General features: G+C 36.7%; 23 protein-coding genes. 10 read left to right on the top strand and 13 right to left on the bottom strand.

All coding sequences use genetic code 11. The annotated features are described in order from the left end of the window. Positions 1-170: 170 nt before the first annotated feature. Positions 171-638, bottom strand: a complete 468-nt coding sequence (locus BQ3481_RS04825) for a hypothetical protein (RefSeq protein WP_157927240.1) — start codon at positions 636-638, stop codon at positions 171-173. Positions 639-927: 289 nt separating this feature from the next. Between BQ3481_RS04825 and BQ3481_RS04820 the strand changes: the two genes are divergently transcribed. Further along, positions 928-1,068 carry a ribbon-helix-helix domain-containing protein gene (locus BQ3481_RS04820; RefSeq protein ID WP_157927239.1) on the top strand — a complete coding sequence of 47 codons (141 nt, stop codon included), beginning with the start codon at positions 928-930 and terminating at the stop codon, positions 1,066-1,068. Positions 1,069-1,348: 280 nt separating this feature from the next. Next, complete coding sequence (locus tag BQ3481_RS04815; protein WP_157927238.1) at positions 1,349-3,670, top strand: type IV secretory system conjugative DNA transfer family protein; 2,322 nt, start codon at positions 1,349-1,351, stop codon at positions 3,668-3,670. 11 nt (positions 3,671-3,681) lie between these two features. On the opposite strand, the gene BQ3481_RS11850 is transcribed toward BQ3481_RS04815, so the two are convergent. Beyond that, positions 3,682-3,816, bottom strand: coding sequence for a hypothetical protein (locus BQ3481_RS11850; RefSeq protein WP_255408348.1), 135 nt, complete (start codon positions 3,814-3,816; stop codon positions 3,682-3,684). Positions 3,817-4,743: 927 nt separating this feature from the next. Here BQ3481_RS11850 and BQ3481_RS04810 point away from each other — a divergent pair. Both BQ3481_RS04810 and BQ3481_RS04805 read left to right on the top strand, forming a co-directional pair. Further along, positions 4,744-5,055: an Lrp/AsnC family transcriptional regulator gene (locus tag BQ3481_RS04810; protein ID WP_157927237.1), complete on the top strand. Its 312-nt coding sequence runs from the start codon at positions 4,744-4,746 to the stop codon at positions 5,053-5,055. Continuing rightward, the gene (locus BQ3481_RS04805; protein WP_157927236.1) at positions 5,046-5,945 is read left to right on the top strand and encodes a YncE family protein; all 900 of its coding nucleotides are present in this window, start codon (positions 5,046-5,048) and stop codon (positions 5,943-5,945) included. Before BQ3481_RS04810 ends, BQ3481_RS04805 begins: the two co-directional genes overlap by 10 nt. Positions 5,946-6,006: 61 nt before the next feature. Here the strand turns inward: BQ3481_RS04805 and BQ3481_RS04800 are convergent, their stop codons facing one another. Next, a complete protein-coding gene (locus BQ3481_RS04800) occupies positions 6,007-6,351 on the bottom strand; it encodes a hypothetical protein (RefSeq protein WP_157927235.1) in 345 nt (114 codons plus the stop codon). A gap of 356 nt (positions 6,352-6,707) precedes the next feature. On the opposite strand from BQ3481_RS04800, the gene BQ3481_RS04795 reads away from it, so the two are divergent. After that, positions 6,708-7,358 (top strand): ammonia monooxygenase, encoded by a 651-nt coding sequence (locus BQ3481_RS04795; RefSeq protein WP_157927234.1) that lies wholly within the window; start codon positions 6,708-6,710, stop codon positions 7,356-7,358. A 190-nt stretch (positions 7,359-7,548) separates the two neighbouring features. On the opposite strand, the gene BQ3481_RS04790 is transcribed toward BQ3481_RS04795, so the two are convergent. The 8 genes from BQ3481_RS04790 to BQ3481_RS04755 all read right to left on the bottom strand — a co-directional run bounded on the left by BQ3481_RS04790 (position 7,549) and on the right by BQ3481_RS04755 (position 13,356). Continuing rightward, positions 7,549-7,983, bottom strand: a complete 435-nt coding sequence (locus BQ3481_RS04790) for a succinate dehydrogenase (RefSeq protein WP_157927233.1) — start codon at positions 7,981-7,983, stop codon at positions 7,549-7,551. A gap of 73 nt (positions 7,984-8,056) precedes the next feature. Further along, positions 8,057-9,334 carry an outer membrane protein assembly factor BamB family protein gene (locus BQ3481_RS04785; protein ID WP_157927232.1) on the bottom strand — a complete coding sequence of 426 codons (1,278 nt, stop codon included), beginning with the start codon at positions 9,332-9,334 and terminating at the stop codon, positions 8,057-8,059. A gap of 15 nt (positions 9,335-9,349) precedes the next feature. Then, positions 9,350-9,700, bottom strand: coding sequence for a hypothetical protein (locus tag BQ3481_RS04780; RefSeq protein WP_157927231.1), 351 nt, complete (start codon positions 9,698-9,700; stop codon positions 9,350-9,352). A gap of 15 nt (positions 9,701-9,715) precedes the next feature. Next, positions 9,716-10,477, bottom strand: a complete 762-nt coding sequence (locus BQ3481_RS04775; RefSeq protein ID WP_157927230.1) for a MarR family transcriptional regulator — start codon at positions 10,475-10,477, stop codon at positions 9,716-9,718. A 373-nt stretch (positions 10,478-10,850) separates the two neighbouring features. Further along, a complete protein-coding gene (locus BQ3481_RS04770; RefSeq protein ID WP_157927229.1) occupies positions 10,851-11,132 on the bottom strand; it encodes a hypothetical protein in 282 nt (93 codons plus the stop codon). Positions 11,133-11,292: 160 nt separating this feature from the next. Further along, positions 11,293-12,300, bottom strand: coding sequence for an LLM class flavin-dependent oxidoreductase (locus BQ3481_RS04765; protein ID WP_157927228.1), 1,008 nt, complete (start codon positions 12,298-12,300; stop codon positions 11,293-11,295). 39 nt (positions 12,301-12,339) lie between these two features. Beyond that, the gene (locus BQ3481_RS04760) at positions 12,340-12,897 is read right to left on the bottom strand and encodes a hypothetical protein (protein ID WP_157927227.1); all 558 of its coding nucleotides are present in this window, start codon (positions 12,895-12,897) and stop codon (positions 12,340-12,342) included. A 21-nt stretch (positions 12,898-12,918) separates the two neighbouring features. Next, positions 12,919-13,356, bottom strand: coding sequence for a chromate resistance protein ChrB domain-containing protein (locus BQ3481_RS04755; protein WP_157927226.1), 438 nt, complete (start codon positions 13,354-13,356; stop codon positions 12,919-12,921). Between the two features lie 85 nt (positions 13,357-13,441). Between BQ3481_RS04755 and BQ3481_RS04750 the strand changes: the two genes are divergently transcribed. Both BQ3481_RS04750 and BQ3481_RS04745 read left to right on the top strand, forming a co-directional pair. After that, entirely contained in the window at positions 13,442-14,041 is a 600-nt protein-coding gene (locus BQ3481_RS04750; RefSeq protein WP_157927225.1) for a PadR family transcriptional regulator, read from the top strand. Between the two features lie 10 nt (positions 14,042-14,051). Beyond that, a complete protein-coding gene (locus tag BQ3481_RS04745; RefSeq protein ID WP_157927224.1) occupies positions 14,052-14,381 on the top strand; it encodes a hypothetical protein in 330 nt (109 codons plus the stop codon). An 18-nt stretch (positions 14,382-14,399) separates the two neighbouring features. Here the strand turns inward: BQ3481_RS04745 and BQ3481_RS04740 are convergent, their stop codons facing one another. Beyond that, positions 14,400-15,461: a YncE family protein gene (locus BQ3481_RS04740; RefSeq protein ID WP_157927223.1), complete on the bottom strand. Its 1,062-nt coding sequence runs from the start codon at positions 15,459-15,461 to the stop codon at positions 14,400-14,402. 89 nt (positions 15,462-15,550) lie between these two features. Between BQ3481_RS04740 and BQ3481_RS04735 the strand changes: the two genes are divergently transcribed. Then, positions 15,551-15,841: a hypothetical protein gene (locus BQ3481_RS04735; RefSeq protein ID WP_157927222.1), complete on the top strand. Its 291-nt coding sequence runs from the start codon at positions 15,551-15,553 to the stop codon at positions 15,839-15,841. A 329-nt stretch (positions 15,842-16,170) separates the two neighbouring features. Here the strand turns inward: BQ3481_RS04735 and BQ3481_RS04730 are convergent, their stop codons facing one another. Continuing rightward, on the bottom strand, positions 16,171-17,523 hold the full coding sequence (locus BQ3481_RS04730; RefSeq protein ID WP_157927221.1) for a cation:proton antiporter: 1,353 nt from the start codon (positions 17,521-17,523) through the stop codon (positions 16,171-16,173). Between the two features lie 542 nt (positions 17,524-18,065). Between BQ3481_RS04730 and BQ3481_RS04725 the strand changes: the two genes are divergently transcribed. Together BQ3481_RS04725 and BQ3481_RS04720 are read left to right on the top strand one after the other, a co-directional pair. Beyond that, complete coding sequence (locus BQ3481_RS04725; RefSeq protein WP_157927220.1) at positions 18,066-18,530, top strand: hypothetical protein; 465 nt, start codon at positions 18,066-18,068, stop codon at positions 18,528-18,530. Between the two features lie 125 nt (positions 18,531-18,655). Continuing rightward, the gene (locus BQ3481_RS04720; RefSeq protein WP_157927219.1) at positions 18,656-19,042 is read left to right on the top strand and encodes a hypothetical protein; all 387 of its coding nucleotides are present in this window, start codon (positions 18,656-18,658) and stop codon (positions 19,040-19,042) included. The last annotated feature ends 89 nt before the right edge of the window (positions 19,043-19,131 follow it).

Raw genomic sequence — 19,131 nt, 5'->3', positions numbered from 1 at the left:
AAAGTCTGCACTATTTTAGAAGTATTTGATCACAAAGAATACGAAAAAAGGTTTGGGGGGGGGGGGTTTGATTAACTCCAAAATAGTAACTGGATCCTACAGGACTAATCAAAACATAGGTAATGAGAAATACAGTGCTTGGATATGATATGACAATCAATCACTTGGATTCATCTCATATTTGGAAAAATTTCTTTAATCTCGTCTTTACTGAACTTGGAAGACTGGTTTAGCACATCTATCATCTCCATGTATTTAGAATTTGAAATATCCTTTTCAAGTCGTAGGAGATAATCATGATAAATGATTTTGCCAAGTGTTGTATGATTATACGTGTCATCATATTTTACCAAAAGACCAGCCTTGACTAGCTGATTAAGTCTAAGATAATACTGCTTTTTTGTTAGCCCAATCTCAGAGTGCGTACCAATATGCGATTTTATGCCATCCTTTGCAAGAGTAAAGATCTTCAAGGCATGTAGTTTTGATAAGAGTGATAACAAATCTATTGTTTTCTGTATTTCTATATCATTTTTTGTTGTGCTGTGTCTGTCTTTATCACGGCTGGAATGTACATTACTTTCCAAGACATTCACACCTTTCTTGGGCACATTTTTGTTGACTTTTTCTCCTTGCAAATTGCTGGCTCATAATTTTATATCATTTATCAATTGTCAGATTTCTTATGATGCTTTTGAGAGATCTGTCCCCAAGTTTGACCACGTCTTTTTCTCTCTTTATTCCACACAGCATATCTGATTTGTAATATTGGTCATAGTTATTATTGTCATAAAATTGACATTTTTTGCATATTCGCATTGATCAAAAAACATCTTCAGAATTTTGTTAATCATTATTACATTCCCTTACCTAGTAAGGTAAAGTAATACCTCTAGTTAAATGAATCGGTATTACATAGTCATACTATTGGCAAAGATGAAACTTACCATCAGTATTGATGCAGAACTGGTAAAATGGATAGACCAACAAATTAAGGAAAAGGTGTTTTCTAGCAGGTCACATGGATTTGAATATGCAGTTTCAAAATTGAAAAAATCTCACAGCTAAACTGTTTTTGTGGGATCATCACATAATAACAAAATCTGCAGTTCTAACTAGTTTTATTTTTAACTTAATTTTATTGTCAAGTATGACCATGAGACATAATTCTGTTCTAATTGGACACATTTTGACTTTTTAAAATAGAATATTTCTACAAATCATGAGTTCTGGCAAGTCTGACATGACAGTTCTTGGTTCTAATGACAATGGCATGACTGCAGGAATATCACGAAATGAGCAGATACACACGGGAATCTTTGGCTAGATTGGTTCAGGAAAAAGTATTGTGGATACCATACTGATAAACCAGAACATAAACAGAGATCAATGGTTCATGCTTGTTGACCCACATGGAACCTTGGCACAAGATGTACTAAGAATGATTCCGGAATCAAAAAAGGACCGCGTAATCTACATCAGTTTGGATACTGTGCGCTTGTGGGGAAAAATTGTAAAAATAAACCCACTTGAGGTAAAGAGTGGTAGTGACAGGTATGTTGTTGCCATGAATCTTGTAAATGCATTACGAAACATATATCACGATTCATGGGGTCCACAGCTTGAGGCCTTGCTACGAAATGGTGCAAATGCACTTGTAGAGATAGAAGACTCGACACTTAGAGACTTGGTAAAAATAATCACAGATGAGAGAATGCGTTCTGTTTTTATGAATAAAGTTGCAAACAGAGATGTCAGACATTTCTGGAATGTCTTGTTTCCTCAACAATATCAAAAAGATGCCGGTCGTTCAGCGTACAACAAACTTGACAAGATCTTGTCAACCCCTCAGGTAGCAGCAATACTTGACACTGCAAAATCAACGATTGACTTTGGGGATATAATGGAATCAGACAAGTGGGTAATAGTGGATTTATCAAGTGGCGGCTCTGACGATGTGATATCGTTCCTTGGGACTATTCTAATCAACATGGTCTATGTGGAAGCAAGAAAAAGGTTTGGAAGGCCTGTTGGTACAACAAGATCATTTTTCATGTATGTTGACGAGGCGCATCTTTTTGCCCCATTTGCGCTAAGGGAATTGCTAAACACAATGAGAAAGGCAAACATGAAAGTGACAATTGCGACACAAACCATCAATACATTCCCAAGGGAATTTGCAAAGGAGATATCTGCACTGGTTCGTACGCTAGTTTGCTTCAAAGTGGATTTGGAGACTGCAAACATGTTCAAGACTGTAATGCCAGTATCGGTAGAGCAACTCACATCCATGACGCAGGGAAGATTTGCCTTTTATTCCCAGGGGAATCCGCAACATACTGGATTGTTGATGGCACTTCCAATAGTTGATAGAAGAAAAGATTGGAAAGAATTGGCAAGATACAGTGTGGAAAAGTATGGCGAACCAACATCTCTTCAAAGATATGTCATGCCGACCAAGTCTCAACACCCGTCACCACAGGTAACACCACTTGAGGCAACAATCTTGCTCTTACTGTATAATGAAAATAGGGACATGACAAAAGATGAGATCTATGAATTTGTTTACAAAATGTTTCCAGTAAACAAGCGAGATGTTTTTTCAAAACTCGATGATATCCTAGTTAATCAATTACATCTGGTGGAGCGCAAAAATACGATATTTAACGATGGCGGTGACAAACTTGCTATCAGTTATGTATTGTCGGGCCTTGCATACAATAGTTTTTTCTCACAAACTGCAATAGGAAGACGTGCAGGGTCTCCACTGCACCAGGCTACAATATTTCTGATAATGAACATGCAGCAAAAAACATTCAAGTTTTGTATTCCAGATCTTGGCGACAGGGCAGAACAGAGGCCGGATCTTTTAATATTTGAATTACAAAGACGCAAGGCTTCAAAAGAAATAACGTATGATCCTCTGTATTGGTCTGAAAAAATAATTGCAGTAGAGGTAGAGATAGACCCAACAAAACATGAATCTCAGGTTGTTGAGAATTTCAGGAAAAACTTTGAACTTGGGTACGATGTATGGTTCATAGTTTTCTCAGACAAGCACAAACAGTATGTTGTAGATGCGATGAACAAGAATAACATTGCTAGGCAGTTTTATAATATCGCAATCATCATGCCTGATGTAGTAGGGCGACTTGGCAACATACATGACAATTTCATATCTTGCCTAACTGGGGAGGAACTTATGGTGTACAACATACTAAAAGGCAGTGGTACGGCACAGTCTATTGACTACAAAGCAGAATTTTCTGCATGTGATGTAATGAAGATTTTATGGAAACTTGAGCAAAATGGTGTGACAGAACGGGGCGGTATCGAGACCAAGAATGCAAAATTTGACTTGGAAGGAAAAAACATCGCCCAAGCCAAAAGGCAGGAATGTCTCATATCGCCAGGGAAAGACGAAAAACTCGGTGAAAACTTGGACTCTCATAATTTAGAAGCAGAGCAGAAAAATGACACGGCTGTATTATCCGATACAAAAGACAAGAAACCTGCAGGGTTTGATTTTTCAAAACTCAGCGATCGAGGATTAAAGGACTTGGTATTGGATCTAGAATGCGGAACCTTTGCAAAGACGCTTCTTGAAAATAGGGGAAACTATGTGTATGTGAAAAATGGCAAGGTAATAACAAGAAAAAAACAACGGTGACTATGGTACAACTAGAGTGCAACCTTGTCTCTCTGTTGCTGAGCAAACGAGTCCGACGAATTGGGTTTGTTGTGGACTTTCTCAACGTGTACTTGAAACCCTTCTTGTGAGTAAAAAACAATATTGCATTCTTTACATGTTGGCATGCAATCACTAGAAATGGTTTTTGATTTAATGGATGTGATTGAAATTCAGCTATGTTGTAATCAATAATTATCTGAGCGTTGAACATAATTCCAATTCTCCGTTAACTCACAAGTTTTGTTAATTTTTAGTATATTCATATTGAAATCTTGTACAATTTTTGTATATTTTCTTGATTTAGAATGTTAAGTTCGTTTTAGATTATCAAGAAAGTCTCATAAATGCACCCAGAAAAGAATGAGTCCACCGGGAGATTGTTGTCTTCAACGATATTTTGAAGACTTGTGTTTGAAATTATATGAACCATGTCAGTATAGAAGCATTCCAAGATTCAGCTTTGTTTTATGAGATTTCTTTTAGAATATTTTGTACAAAACTGGATCTACAAAAAATACCGGTGTTAGTGATAATTTTGGGTCAATCTTTACAAAAAATTAATCTGATTGAACAATGAACCAAGTTACAATTAGATCTAGAATATTCTGTCTACATGTTACATGAACGACATCTGAGAAAAAGCAGAGTGGGTTCTTACAATAGGGGCATAATTTGTCTACTTGCGTCGCTGAATTGTAAATATGCCTATTGCAGCAGAAATTGCACTGATTGCAACCATGGCGCCCCATGCATACATTTGACCTGTTGGATCTACATCCATTGTTATTCTAATGCAATTATCAAAAACATACTTATATACGTAGTGTCTCTACATAGTAGATGTACTACATGATAGATGTAACACAGGATAGTGCATGAGTAAGTTTGGTTTTCTTTTAATTGGGATAATTGCGATAGCCATCATATTGATGCTTGTCTTCAACATTGAATTTATTTAGACAACTTTTTGAAATTTGGGAGTCTGTGACCTGATTTAGAAATGCGTGGTCATTTTATTTTTGATTGCATTATGTCTCATGGGATAACATCTGATGGATCTCCAACACCGTACAAACATATCCAAACAACTTGGCCCTGTCATGGTTTTCATATTGATAAATTGCGAACAGGGTAAAGAGGCATCAATAATGGAAAAACTTTATTCAATAAAATCTATAAAAGAAATACAACAAATTTCTGGAAATTATGATATCATTGTAAAACTAGAAGCAATAACTGTTGATATCATCAAAGAGACCATTAATTGGAAGATTCGCAAAATTGATGGAATTCATTCTACTACTACACTTCTATGTTTACCTTTATCAACTGAAAACAGACAAGATGTTATGGAATGGCACTAAAGTTTAGAAACTACATTGACCTGCCCAGTCATGATTCTGGTGGATTCGATCATGCTGATATTCATCTTTCAAGTGGCAAAGTATTTCTTGCACACACTGCAAACGGGACCGTTGAGATAATAAATGGTTTGAAGAACTGTCATCTTGCCACAATCCGAGGCTGTCCTGAGGCAAGCGGTGTTCTATGTGCACAGAGTGAAAATCTCATATTTGTAGCATCCAGAGGTAAGGGCAAGGTCCTAGTCATAGATGCAAATAGTAACAATGTCTTAAGAGAGTTAAAGGTAGGGCCAAAACCTAATGGTTTAGCTTGGGATTCAGTACGTAAACAGCTGCTCGTAGCAGATACAGAGAAATATCAAGCCATGATACTTGATCCATATTCTGGAGAATATCTTTATACGATAATTCTTCCAGGAAGACCTCGCTGGTGCACATATGATAAGAGATCCGATTTGTTTCTAGTAAATATTCGAGATCCACCCGGACTTTCCTTAATTGAACCAAAGACTAGAAGTCAGAAGAATTTTCTGTCTGTCTCAGCACTTGGTCCTCATGGTCTAGATCTTGATAGTGTTGGACATGCATTCATCGCATGTGATGCAAAAAAACTTGTTCTGATTGACATAGAAAATGGCCGCGAGATTTCATCGGTATCAATAGGTGGAGAACCAGATGTGATTTGGTATAACAAATCCATGATACGTCTCTACTGTGCAATAGGAAAACCCGGAATAATTGAGGCAATAGATTCCAAGGAATTTTCAATAAGCGAAAGAATCAAAACTGAAGAGGGTGCACATACGCTTGCCTTTAATTCCAACATGCAGCTTCTCTATGTATTTCTGCCAAAAAGTTGTCGTGTAGCAGTGTATGAAGAAACAGGATAGTGGTTAAAGTGCAGAAAACAAACGTAGATGTAGATCATAAACTTTGTAGACATTTTCCGAGTTAACCCATAGATGATATCGCTTTTATTACAGTTACATTTTGATCGCATGTTACTGTCACCATTGTTGCCGAAGCGGGCGGAGCGACATCTACCCATTGACCAGGTTCAAGAGATGCTATTTTTTCAGAAGTTTGGCCATAATCTGCTTTGATATTGGTCAACTCTGAGGTTCCAGTATTTTTAATTTTTAGATCAGTATAGCCCATGTTGCCCATTGACGTCCCTGTTTGGACTTCAACTGACATCTGGTATTGAGTTGCACCTAAATTGAAGAAAAATAATGTTAAAACTACAGCTACTGCGACGCCACCACCTATTGCTGCAAATACCATAGCCTTTACCATTAAAAGGCACACCGTGAATTATTTGAAATTGCATTCTCTGTGATTTTGGCCTGCATTTTTTCATGCAATATCTTCATAATTCATAATTATATTGACCGCCAAATCATATATGTGGTCACAATTTACTAATGCTCTTTTTACAAGAATTTATTAATTTATGAGCAATTGATCTTAAAGAAGATGTGTAAAAAAAGTAAAATGGATTTTTTATAAATTAAATTATCTACGGAGTTTGTCTGGCTAAGACGCTGCCTTTTAGGGGCAGTCAACTCCGCAGATTGCATATATGTAGATATGCTACATATTTAAGATTATGTAGAAAACCTAAATAAGTAGATATTCTACTATGTTATCAAATGGTCTGGTTAAGAAGATGCACTCACTACTTATTCATAGTAGTGGTAGCAGTCAACTCAACCTTGTTGACAATCAACTCAGGAGACTACATATTCTACACTGATTGGGCATGGACATCTTATGTGATATTTACACTATCACAATCATTGATGCTCGCAGTCGGTGCAGCATATTACCTTACGTTCACTGGCGTGCCAGGAACCGCAACATACTATGCGCTAATAATGACAACGTATACATGGGTTGCAAAAGGTGCGTGGTTTTCCTTAGGATATCCATACAGCTTCATCACTGTACCAATATGGATTCCATCTGCAATATTGATGGATTTGGCATTTTGGGCAACAAAGAGAAACAAACACTCTTTGATCCTAATCGGTGGTGTGCTTTGTGGCATGTCAATGGCGTTGTTCAACATGATCAATCTAATCACAATAGATGATCCTCTTGAGATGGCTTTCAAATACCCCAGAACCACATTGCCTCCATACATGACACCAATAGAACCCCAAGTAGGAAAGTTCTATGATAGTCCCGTTGCGCTAGGTGCGGGTGTTAGTGCAGTTTTGACAGTAACAATGACTGCATTAGGAACTAAACTCACAACATGGACTTACAGGTGGATGGCAGCTTGGTCTAAGTGGGACTAAACTCCCTTTCCTTTATTTTCATCTTGAGAGTTTGTCACATACTCTAAATTTTCATAAATTCCTTTTTTTAGATTAAAACAATCATTAAAGAGTAATCTTTTGCTGTCATTCTAAACAAGATGTGCCCAGATACAGATCTACTGCCCAATGCTGTTCCATAATTATCTTCATAATTGTATTTTCTCTCATTTTAATCACCAAACAATACAGCTGCTCCATACATCATTGCAAGTGCAGCTAATGCTATTGATACCCAAATGCAAAGTCTTTGCTTATAATTCAACGACGATGGTTTGTATGGATATTCTGGTTGACCTGGTTTGCCAAGGCCATTTCCACTCGAGCTTATCATGACTCTAATACCATTACCTGTGTGATAGACACACATTCCTATGACAATCACCAAAACAAGATTACCTGTCAGACCCCCTGTGATGTTAAGCATTTGTTGCCATGCGATTTTACCATGAATTATAGCACTAGTCTCGTAAATGTGCCCTATCAGATAAGCAAGCAAACCAAGTCCTGTCAACCGCTGAAGCCAATATGCAAAACGAAGAAGACCATATCTTGTAGGATTGAGCATTCCCTTGATGCCCTCCCTATTAGAAAAATTTTCAGCCATCTGTATTTCCTTTCCATGTGTTAATTCCAACATACAAGACTCTGAGTGTCATGATCTTACTGAAAGTTGACATCTAAGGATTCAAAAAATTATGAGATATGAAATTGGAATTTGATGGTGGAGGTGTCTGACCTGTGTAATCTCCGATCACAAATGCGCTATATGGTGCATTTAACTCATTAGTTCCAACTCCTGTCATGTTTGTCATTCCATATTGAAAGACAGTGTTCCCCTTGGAATCAATAATTATTATGCGATCATTGAATTGGTCGGCAATGCTAGTCTCTCCATTGACAAGTCTGACTGCATTAGAAGGCGTAGGAGATGAATTGCTTCCAGATGTGGCGTTGGTGAAATATTGAAAGACAATACTTTTTTGCTCGTTTATCTCAACTATGTGACTATGGCCCGAGTCAACAATCAAGGTATGACCATCTGGCAGTCTGCTTGCAAATGCAACTGCTTGTAAACTTGTGTTATACTGCCACACAATGTTACCATCATGTGTAATCTCAATTGCTCTGTTATTATTTTGGTCTGCGATCAAGATATTTCCATTTGGAAGCAATTCAGCACTGTTAGGACTGTTTAATGCGCCAGGTCCTGAGGAAGGCCCATACGACCATACTATTTGTTTTTGCTGATTCACTTCTATGATTCTATTGTTCCCTTGATCAGTGATTAGTATATCATGATTAGGCAATTGGATTGCAAATACCGGCGCATTAAGCATGTTAGGATCAGAGCCTGTAACTCCAGCTTGTCCATATTGCCACACAATTTGACCTGCTTGATTCACAACTATTACACGATTGTCTACACATCCCTTAGACATAGAACCTAATGCTCCTGCAGGTAAGCCTGTTCCAGCAATAAGTGTCAGCCCATCAGAAAGTCTCTCTGCATCATTTGTTCCTATGATTGCTCCAGGTCCGGGATTGCAAAGACTGGAATTCCCGGAACCAAAACTCCACACGATATCTTTGGTAACTGGATTTACTTCAATAACACGATTGTTGAACTGGTCTGAAATGAGAATGTTTCCATGTTTGTTGAATACATCTTGACTGATGTTGCTTGGTGCGGATTGCAAAGGTGAATTTGCAGCTGTACTAGGTGTAACATATTTTGTTCGTTGTGCTTGCATCATTGCTTCAATCATTTTCTGATGTTCTCCCGGTGCACAGAGATGATCGCCACAGACTTTGCTATTTCCAAAACGTGCTGTTGTATGACTGTCATCAAATGTGTTTTTAGTTAATGCATTAACTATAGGAAATACATCAATTGTTGGCATCATTAGAATCACAAGTATTGGTACAACAATGGCAAGTTTTGTAAATCTTAACATGTTCATTTCTTCACCCTATTCCGAAATTTGTTCAAATGATTTTGTTACAGTATAACCTTGATCTGTAGTTATTGTTACTGTTTTTGCAGAAGGGGGAGGAGAAAGAACCATCTTGTCCTTTGGATTTAGTAGCGGTATCTTATATGGGGCACCAGTATCATATGCCATTTTGAGGTTTGTCAATGGTGCTGAACCAGTATTGATGATCGTTACATGGGATTCGGACAAACCATCGCCTGATTCAGTGCGAGCATCAACATACAAAGAATATTGAGTAATAGGTACGCTTTGAAACACAAACATGATTATGATGGCAATTGCTACTGCAGCTCCTCCACCAATTGCTCCTATTGTTATGGGTTTCATAATTTTCCGATTATTTTAATCAAATATATCAAGCTCGTATTGTGTAGAACTACATCTATTGATTTTGTTCTTTGCAAGTTTTGTAGCATAATCAAGTATCTTATAGGAAGAGATCATGGATTCCATCCTGTCTTTTTCATTTGTTGCATTAGTTTCAATAATTATGTATCTAGATAATATGCGAAGATTTACTAGAACTTTGTGATCTGTACTTATCCATTGTAAAAGATATTCATTATCACCTTCTACAAGCCCAAGCCATCGAAGAGTATCAAACCATTTTCCTGTCAAAGCAGCAACTATGTCATGTGTCATAAGATCACATGGGACATGTGTTTGAATTAATTGTGTAAAACCAGCACTTTCAATTGGAATTTTAATTGGGATACTAGAAAAGTTTGCTTCACGTCTTTTTGATAATTGTGTTTTACACTCTTTCGTTATTTTGTAACCCATCATTGTCTTTTCAATTAATTCTAATGACTCTAGTCTCTGCAAAGATCTTGAAAGACTCTGTTGGTGAAGATTTATTTTTCTCATTATGCCTTTGAATGTGTAATAATGATTTAATTCGCTGTTATCATTTAGCAGCAAGAGAATTTTATGGTCATTTGCACCAAGGTCAGGATTGTAGATTTCGATATTTTCTTTCTCTACGAGTATTTGTACAAGATTCTTGTTGCTAGTAGGGGATGAGATAATGTTGTCAGCATTTTGATTATTTCCTTTTTCCTTGTTTACTATATCCTTGTTTACTATATCCTTGTCGGTAACCAAGTAGATTCACTACCTAAGTAGATTTACTACTTATATAAGTCTAGCTAATTCTGAGAGGTCATTGGTACATTGAAAATTGATTTTCTTGACCCAATGTTGATGTATTTTAGAATTGATCTATTTGTACAGTGATTTACAATCTAGACTTGTTTCGTTGAGTCATTCGCAGCTTTGTATTGCAGCATGGGCACCTGAAAATTTCAAGATCATTCGTGTCAAAAAATACTCCACATAAGGAGCAAGGCCTCTGTCCTGACGCATAGCGTTGATTGTTCCTGGGTTTCTTGGCCGACAGTCTTTCACAGAGCCCCCTGCATGCCATGTTTCTTGAATTACCTAGTATGATATAGCGACTAGCCTGTTGATAGACTGGTCACATTGTGTTGGCGGGCTTTTGTATGACTGCTTTTCCAACACCGCCTTTATTTTTCGGATTTAATCCTATGCCTACAAGTAACATGACAAATCCTATGGCTGAGAGTACTTGTGACAATATTGACAAGTTTGTATTAGTTGCTTCAGATTTGTAAAATTCTTTTGTTTCCTGTTCAGTCATGCCAGGTTTTTCTGCAGGTTCTGTGTTGCTCAGATATGCAAGTGATAACAGTCCTACGGCAAACATTGCGACCCCTGAAAAAAATATGCGTTTGTCCATCTTTAGGTCAAATCAACACTTGCCTCTGTCATGAGGAAGAAGGCTACAAGCAGGGCTGCTCCTATGCAACTTGCGATAATTATAATATGTTTAATGTTCAACTTCATGTCTATTGATTTGGTTTTTCATGAATTAATTGACTAACGAGGTAGTTACTAGGTCACATTTTAGCTAGTGATTGTATTGCTTTTAGAAAGACATCCTTGCGTTGATTCTCCTTGAAAGTCTGAACTGATACTCTGATTATTGGTAAAGTAATTCCGTAGCCATATATTTTTTGCAGTTTTTTTCTGCATTCCTTTGGAGTTCCTGCAATGGTGAGATCCTCTATCATTTCATCAGATATTAAAGAAAGAGCCTCTTTGTAATTCCCAGCAGAGTGTTCTTTTCTTATCTTTTTTATTCTTTCAACATAAGGTGTCTTTTCTATGACTGGGTCTAACTCTGGATAAAGAACATAGAACAAAACATCAGGTTTAGCAGCTTTTATTGCTTCATCGTATTTATCATCAACCGAAAATATTACACTAGAGGCAATCTCAAATTTACTTTTTTTTCTTTTGGATCTTTTGACAGATTCTTGGAAGGTACATATTGCTTCTTTAAAGTAATCTGGTGTACCTATTGAATTTAATACCAGCCCGTCAGATATTTGTCCTGCCAGATCAATCATTTTTGGACCTGAAGAACCAAACAGAATTGGAATATTCATTCTGTATGGAACAAGTTTTGGGAAACTTTCAAAAGAAAAGAAATTTCCCCTATATGTGTAATCTTCACCAGAAAGCAATCCTTTCAGGACTGCGACATATTCTTTCATCTTGTCCAGAGAATTTTCAATCTTTATGCCAAAATATTTCTCAATTCTGCTACGATAACCCACTCCAAGTCCAACGAATCCAACTCTGTTGCAAGAAATCTCATTTAGTGTGGCGGTTGCCATGGCTATCTGAAAAGGTGTCCTTGTTGGAATTGGAAATATGCTAGAGCCAAATTTTATCTTGGTTGTATTTGTAGCAATTGCAGTACCTAGAACAGCCGCATCTCTGTAAAATGATTCTGCCAAGGAAACATGACTAAATCCGGCCTTTTCAGCTGCCACTCCACAAGAAATTATATCGGATATTGGCATCTTAAGTACACTGTAAAATGTTAATGCTAGATTCATGTTATGTTCTCACCAGATGTATTTTTTTACATGAATAAATCATAGGCCTTCTGGAAATTGATAGAACTGAGGTATGTGAGACGGTGGATTCCCATAAACAAGTACAATTTCATCATGTGCATTAAGCAGAGTATCTTTTAGGCTAGTGGTTACAATATGTCCGTTTACGTATATGATGGGATTCTCATTTGTAGAAGGCAAACCAGTGTTTGTTGACTTCCAAATGTCCAAGAACTCTCCTAAAGAGAAATCTCTTGATTTTGGAGCTTCAATGTGTATTATGCCGTCTGATTTATGAGTATGCAACCAATATAGACAAGTGCTGTCTTTTATGCCAATTGATGCTGGTACTGTAATCGGTTGACCATTTGCAAAAATATCCAGGTGGGCATGTATGTGAAAAATAGAATATTCCATACTGTCACATCCTATTGAATCAACATATTGAATACTGCTTGTTGTAATATTGTCTAATTGGTAACTTATGATTGCAATGCTTGCTACTATAGCAGATATGATTGCTATTAAAATTATCTTGTTTCGGTGTTTATTTGATTGTATATCTGATTGTGATTCTTTAGTTTTTCTTATCTTCACCGATAACCAATATCCTCAATCTTACTTTTGAGTTATTTTCCACTTGCAAAAACTGTAAAGTGCATCGTAGACATGGAATTGTTTACTAATGTTATCATGATCATCTTTTACATTCATACTAAAACCATAAGCAATGGCAAGCAATCCTTCCGATTGTGGTGTTAGGGACCTGTTTGGAGTATCCGCGCCCCTGACAATCTTTGCGAGCTCTGCTAATGCTGGATCCTTTTTGTCAAGATCATACTTTTTCACAATGGCGTCAAAGGAACATTCCTCTCCGTGGTGACCAAGTTCCACACTTGGCACATCAAACGGTGTTGCGTTTTGTTCCTTTGCAACGTGCATCACCTCATCAGCTGGTACATAGAGAAATTCTGCATCTGCATCTACATGATGCTTAATAAGCCAAGGACATGCAATTCTGTCTACTTTGGCATGTTCCCTAGTAACCCATTTCATTGTTTATCACCATGGATCATCTACATAGGTAGATCCTCTACACTGATATAAGAGTTATTAAACTAGTCATACATAGGACAGTAAGATGATCAAACAGAAAGGAATGAAGGTTGGAGCCGTTTCACTGTGGCTTCTTTTGCTTCTAGCAGAGAGACCAATGTATGGATATGAAATCATAAAAGAATTGGAGAAGAAATTCTCTGGATATTGGAAACCACAAACAGGTACAATCTATCCCGCACTAGAAAAACTTGAAAAAAACAAATCCGTTACAAGCAAGGTTGAGTTCAGAGACAAAACTCCAGACAGGAGACATTATGCAATTACAGAAAAGGGTCAGAAGGAATTGGCAGATTCCATGATACATTGGTCCAAGATGGCCGAAATTATTGAGACTCATTGGGAAGCCCATCAGGCAGTATTTCGTCACAAAAGTGAAATCAGTAAAAACGATCTATCAAAGATCTTTACTTATCTTGCAAAATCCTTGCAGGAAAAATCAAGTTTAGAAATAAGCAAGATATTGCCAACCACTAAAAAAATAGTTGTAAAGAATCCCTCTGATCCATTGGAATTTAAATTTCTTTATGCAAAGGAGAAGACTGGTGAGAATAAAGACAAGTATGAGATCCATATTGAAATGGAATGGCCTCGGCAGGCTTCAAAGAACGAAGAATCAACATAAGGTGTTTCTCATGACCGAAGACTCGTTCACATTTTTCCAGTATTCATCTATGAATGATCTTCTTACCGTGATTTTATATTCCTCACAATCTTTACTAGCTACTGCTCCTCTACTGCATCACATAAATCATAAAAATAGAGAAATTCTTTTTATCCAAACAGTCGGCATGGGAGGAAATGTTGTTCATTATCACGTTACAAAAGAGATCCCGAAAACAAAACTTGTTGAATTAAAGCGATTATCTGGCGAATTTAGTTTTGTGGGTAAAATTGGAAGTGATGCCTTGTCTATGTATGTACCAATATTAGAATTGGAACAATCCACATTTAATTTTCCATAAAACTTTTCTGGCTTGTTTTTATTGTATCTTGTGAACTTCATAAACCTGAATTTGTGCGTCTTGTCCAAAGTAGGCAGGAACTGCAAGATATAGCCTGCCGGTTTCTGGTACAAACAAGGAAGTTCTTGCACCGTTGGCTGTTGGCATCTTGGCTACCTCATGATAAGTATTAGCACCGTCTTGTGAAATTACTTGCAGATATCCCTCGCCTCCAGTTACATAGATCTGCTTGTTTTTGTTATCGTAGAAGATATCATCCGCATCTCCAACAACATTTAGCTTTGTTATTGTCTTTCCAGAATCAATATCAATAACAGATAGTTGTGAGGGCTGTCTGTAAACAACAAAGAGTCTATGATCATTTTCATCTAATGCCATGGCATAATTGTAATGTGAATCGGTGTTCGATATTTTTGATACCATTGATAACTTTTGGCTATCAATGACTTCTATGGAATCATCTCCTGGAACATTGACAAAAATACTTGGTTTTAGCTGATGGGAAATCTGGAATGATTCAGGATGACCATCCAGTTTTATGCTTCCCACCAAATTGTCAGTTGCAGTATCAATTAATCCAAGTGCACCATTTCCGTATCCAACGTAAACTAATTTTGAGGCTGAGTCATATCGCATATTGTCTGCATCACTTGAGAGATTAATTGTCTTGACAAGCGCGTAAGAATCTGAATTGAAAATATCTACCGTTCCATCTCCTGCATTTGCCACGTAAATCTTTTTAGATTCTGGAACAAAGACAATTCCCTGTGGTTCATCAAGTCCAGTAATGCTGTGTATTCTCTTACCTTTCACAAGATCAATAACATCTATAGAATTATTTCCAAGCTCAGCAATGAACAAACGCCCTCCTGCAATATCTATGTCCATGTGATCAATTCGTCCATTAACATTTGAGAGTGGAATTACTTGTATTTTTTGTAAGGCTGTAGATGTCATGTTTTGATCTACAGAATTGTTTCCAATTCTTTCCACGTTGAACATATTTCCGCCAGCAAGTACAGCCAAAGATGCTACTGTAACTACAATTACAGCAATTAAAACAATAAACCGTTTATCCATTTTAGTCATCATTCAATATATGCATAGTAGATTAGCTACTACGTAGATTCACTACATATATAAATGAAATGATGGATTGATTTTATCAAATGATGGAAAAAAAGAGTAAAGCATCATGGTATGTAGGAGTAGCCATAGGAGCAGTTGTGATCCTCATGGTAACAGTTGTGTTTCCAGTATGGAACCTTTTACCAAATGAAGTCACTGAGAAGGTGAAGGTGGTTTCAGTAGATAATTCAGGATGCACTGCAGAAACTTCTGATGGGTATATTGTCAAGATAGGGCAATGCAACGCAAAGCCTGGTGATTCTGTATTAGCCAAGTATGATGCAAATGTAAAGACTAGAGAACAATCTCTGATGACTGGACCTCCGGGATAAGTTTTTCTTTATCATCAAACCCAAATGAAGACGTTAAAATCCCTAGTTTTAGTTTTTGATTTAGAAATATTTTCCTTGCCATCTTTGCGCTGAATCTAATGATGTGACTTGTTTCACTATTACGGCGTCTCTATTCAATTTGAATGATGCTGTATTACCAAATTTTCTTGCAGGAATGGCTACATTGAATTGTTCCAAGTCTACCTATTTGTGTACGTAATTGCTGTCTAGTATGACTGTCTGACAGATGGTGTAAATCCGAAGATGTATCCAGTACATGCTTGGTAACTAGGGTTATATTTTTGTAAATTGTTATACACGATCCTCGGTTATTTGTTACAACTTTTAGTCTGGCCTTGCTTTTTTTGGATCTTTCCAATGTCAATAGTTGTGATTATTACAGTGGAGATGATTATGATGAAGGTAATCTCAGTATAGACTTTAGCGTGTGGGACTCCAAATGTGAGGGCAAATGTGGAAAGTACTGCAGCTGCCAATCCTCTTGGTATCATGGATCTTATCACTTTTTTATCAAATTCGGGGAATCTTGTAAACAAGGCTTTGGTAATTACCTTTCTTGATAGATAAAGCGCAATTGCAATTATTACCCCCACTATCACATATCTTAGTTGGCCAAACTCTGCAATCAACCCTACAAATACAAAGAAAAATGATCTTACAAGAAATGTCACCTCATCATGAAATGTGTCTTCCATGGAGACCTCTGGCATGTTAAACTTGAGATATCTTGAAAGTGTTTTTCTGTTACCTAGTACCAGTCCAAAAATTAGAGCTGTTAATGCTCCTGATTCGCCAAGAGATTTTGCAGTGAAGAAAAGTACAAACAATATGGCAAGTGTAAGCATGTATGCATGCTTGATATTTGTAATCTTGGAAAACCCATAAAGCCAAGGTATGCCAACCCCGAATCCAAGTCCCATGCCAACTACTACCTCCCTTCCAAAATCCAATCCCAATAAACTAATACTGAAATGTCCTGAAGCAATGATGTCAAAAAGCAAAAAGGCTCCTATGGTAGCCATGATGTCAGTCATGGCAGATTCCAAAATCAAAATTGACTTGGTATCTTCAGTAATCTGTACTCTCTTTACTATGGCAAATACAACTATTGGACTGATTCCTCCTAAGATGGAACCAAGAAGTATTGCACTTATCCACTGCCAGTCAAAAACGTAGACTGCAAGAGATGAGACAATGGCAAGCGTTGCTAAAAAGCTTAGTATTGCAACAAGCAGAGAATAATGTGCAGTTCTGATTACTGTCTTTATGTCAAGATTGAGGCCTCCATCAAACATTATTATGATGAGGGCAAGGGATGAAAAATACGGAATAATCCTAATGATGGTGGATGAATCTACTATGCCAAAGATTGGCCCCAGTACAAATCCGACAACTGTGAGGAAAAGAACTTCTGGAATTCCTGTTTTTCTAAAGAATGCTTCTCCTGCCACTCCTACGAAAATTATGACTCCCACTGCAAGAAGAATGACCTGAGCTGATGCAAGATTGGTGCCATGAAACACCGTCTGCGCAAGGTCATGATTTATTCTAGTTATCTCAGTTGTAATGATGTTAGAATGTAATGTCTTGTTTACTGACTCTGCGAAATTGGTTGTTTCAGTAGCCGACTTTGCATATATGATCAAATCTTGGAGGGTCATTTCATTTGTATTAAAATTTTTTAATATAAAATAAAATTATCTGAGAAACATATCATAACAACATCTTTTCTTCCATAAAATTCAAAATTATTTTTATAATTTTTATTTACTTTTGCTTTCATCATATGTACTTCATACAAATCAATTGTTTTCATAAATATTTATTATTGATCTAATCTACTTGCTGTGAAACTTTACGTATATTCCGCCAGAACGTTGTTCAAGCCAGAATAGATTTTGATCTACACGTCTTTTTTTCATGTCGTTGATTTCTTGCATGAAATTCTTTTCGGTATTGTAATATTTAGAGAATGATGATCCTTGTTACGTTACCATGTTACAGAAGACTTATCTCCTATCAGTTTCTGGTAGATTTCTTTTGTTGTACCTCTAACATGCTAAGAAATTTTTATATCTTGTCTACTTGCTATCTAGAGAATTGATCTTATTAATTTCTGATTAAATCCTGAGATGATTATAGATTAAGACAAACATAACATTGTTAATCAATTGTATTATATTTGAAAACAATTCATAAAAATATGGATAAGATATTTGCCATACCTCCAACTATTTTTGTTGGCACGATTGCATTGCTGTACGTTTTCCAAATGGTCAGCTCGGGAGAATTTTCACAAAATATGATTAATAACAAGATTGAATCAATAGCAAGTAAAGATAATCTTGCAGTTCTACATGTAAGTGAAAGTATAGACTCTCATGCAGTTATGCATCTTTCAACTGTATTATACAATGCTGGTAATGCTTCAATTCACGACATTAAATTTTCAATGGGAAATATGGGATTACTGGGAAGACCATATGACAAGTCTGTAATTACTACTAATTTGAATCCTGGAAAAACCGTATCATATGATGAGATTGTCATGCCTGTTAAAGGAGATCCAAACATAGGAACAAAGATGCCGGTGACAATAGAAGGTATATTGCAAAATGGTAAAAATATTATTTTGCATGCTAGTACAGTAGTAGGTAAAACCAATTGATACGATAAATCAGTCATGGTAGGGATAAAGACCATGTACTATCGACAGGTTATGAAAGTGAGAAATCACTGTAAGTACATTTTGTTACGGAAGACTTTTCTTCCATTATTGTATTCTAATATGTAATGTCGCTACGTCTAGACCATGTTGGATTGTGCAACTCCATCATATCTATTAATAAAAATATCCAATCTATTGCATTAATCAACAGACAGGGAAGGGCAGTTGAAAAAGTCTCAAGACCTGGATTTACAAACCAATTTCCGGATTACATGAGTGAGATGTTCTTCATGCAATGTGTTCTGCAGGTATCAATGGGCGGTGACTTTGATGAACATTTTGGCCCAATCAACTATTACGTATCTAAGAGAGATAGTCTTACAATGCTCACCTTCCCTATGGACGATCACATTATTCTTGTAACAATAAACAAGAATGCTAGTCCAATATCCCTGGCAAGGAAGATTGTAAATACTATCAATGACTGTCAAAAGCAGTCACATGATGCCTGATAGTTTCAAAATCGTTTTGTGATGAATGAGTGGGCTAGATCATTATATGCCCAAATCCAGAATTTTAATTCTCTAATGCCCGTATGTTT

The organism is Candidatus Nitrosotalea okcheonensis (genome assembly GCF_900177045.1).
GTDB classification, from domain to species: Archaea; Thermoproteota; Nitrososphaeria; order Nitrososphaerales; family Nitrosopumilaceae; genus Nitrosotalea; species Nitrosotalea okcheonensis.
This window is presented reverse-complemented; position numbering and strand designations above follow the sequence as displayed.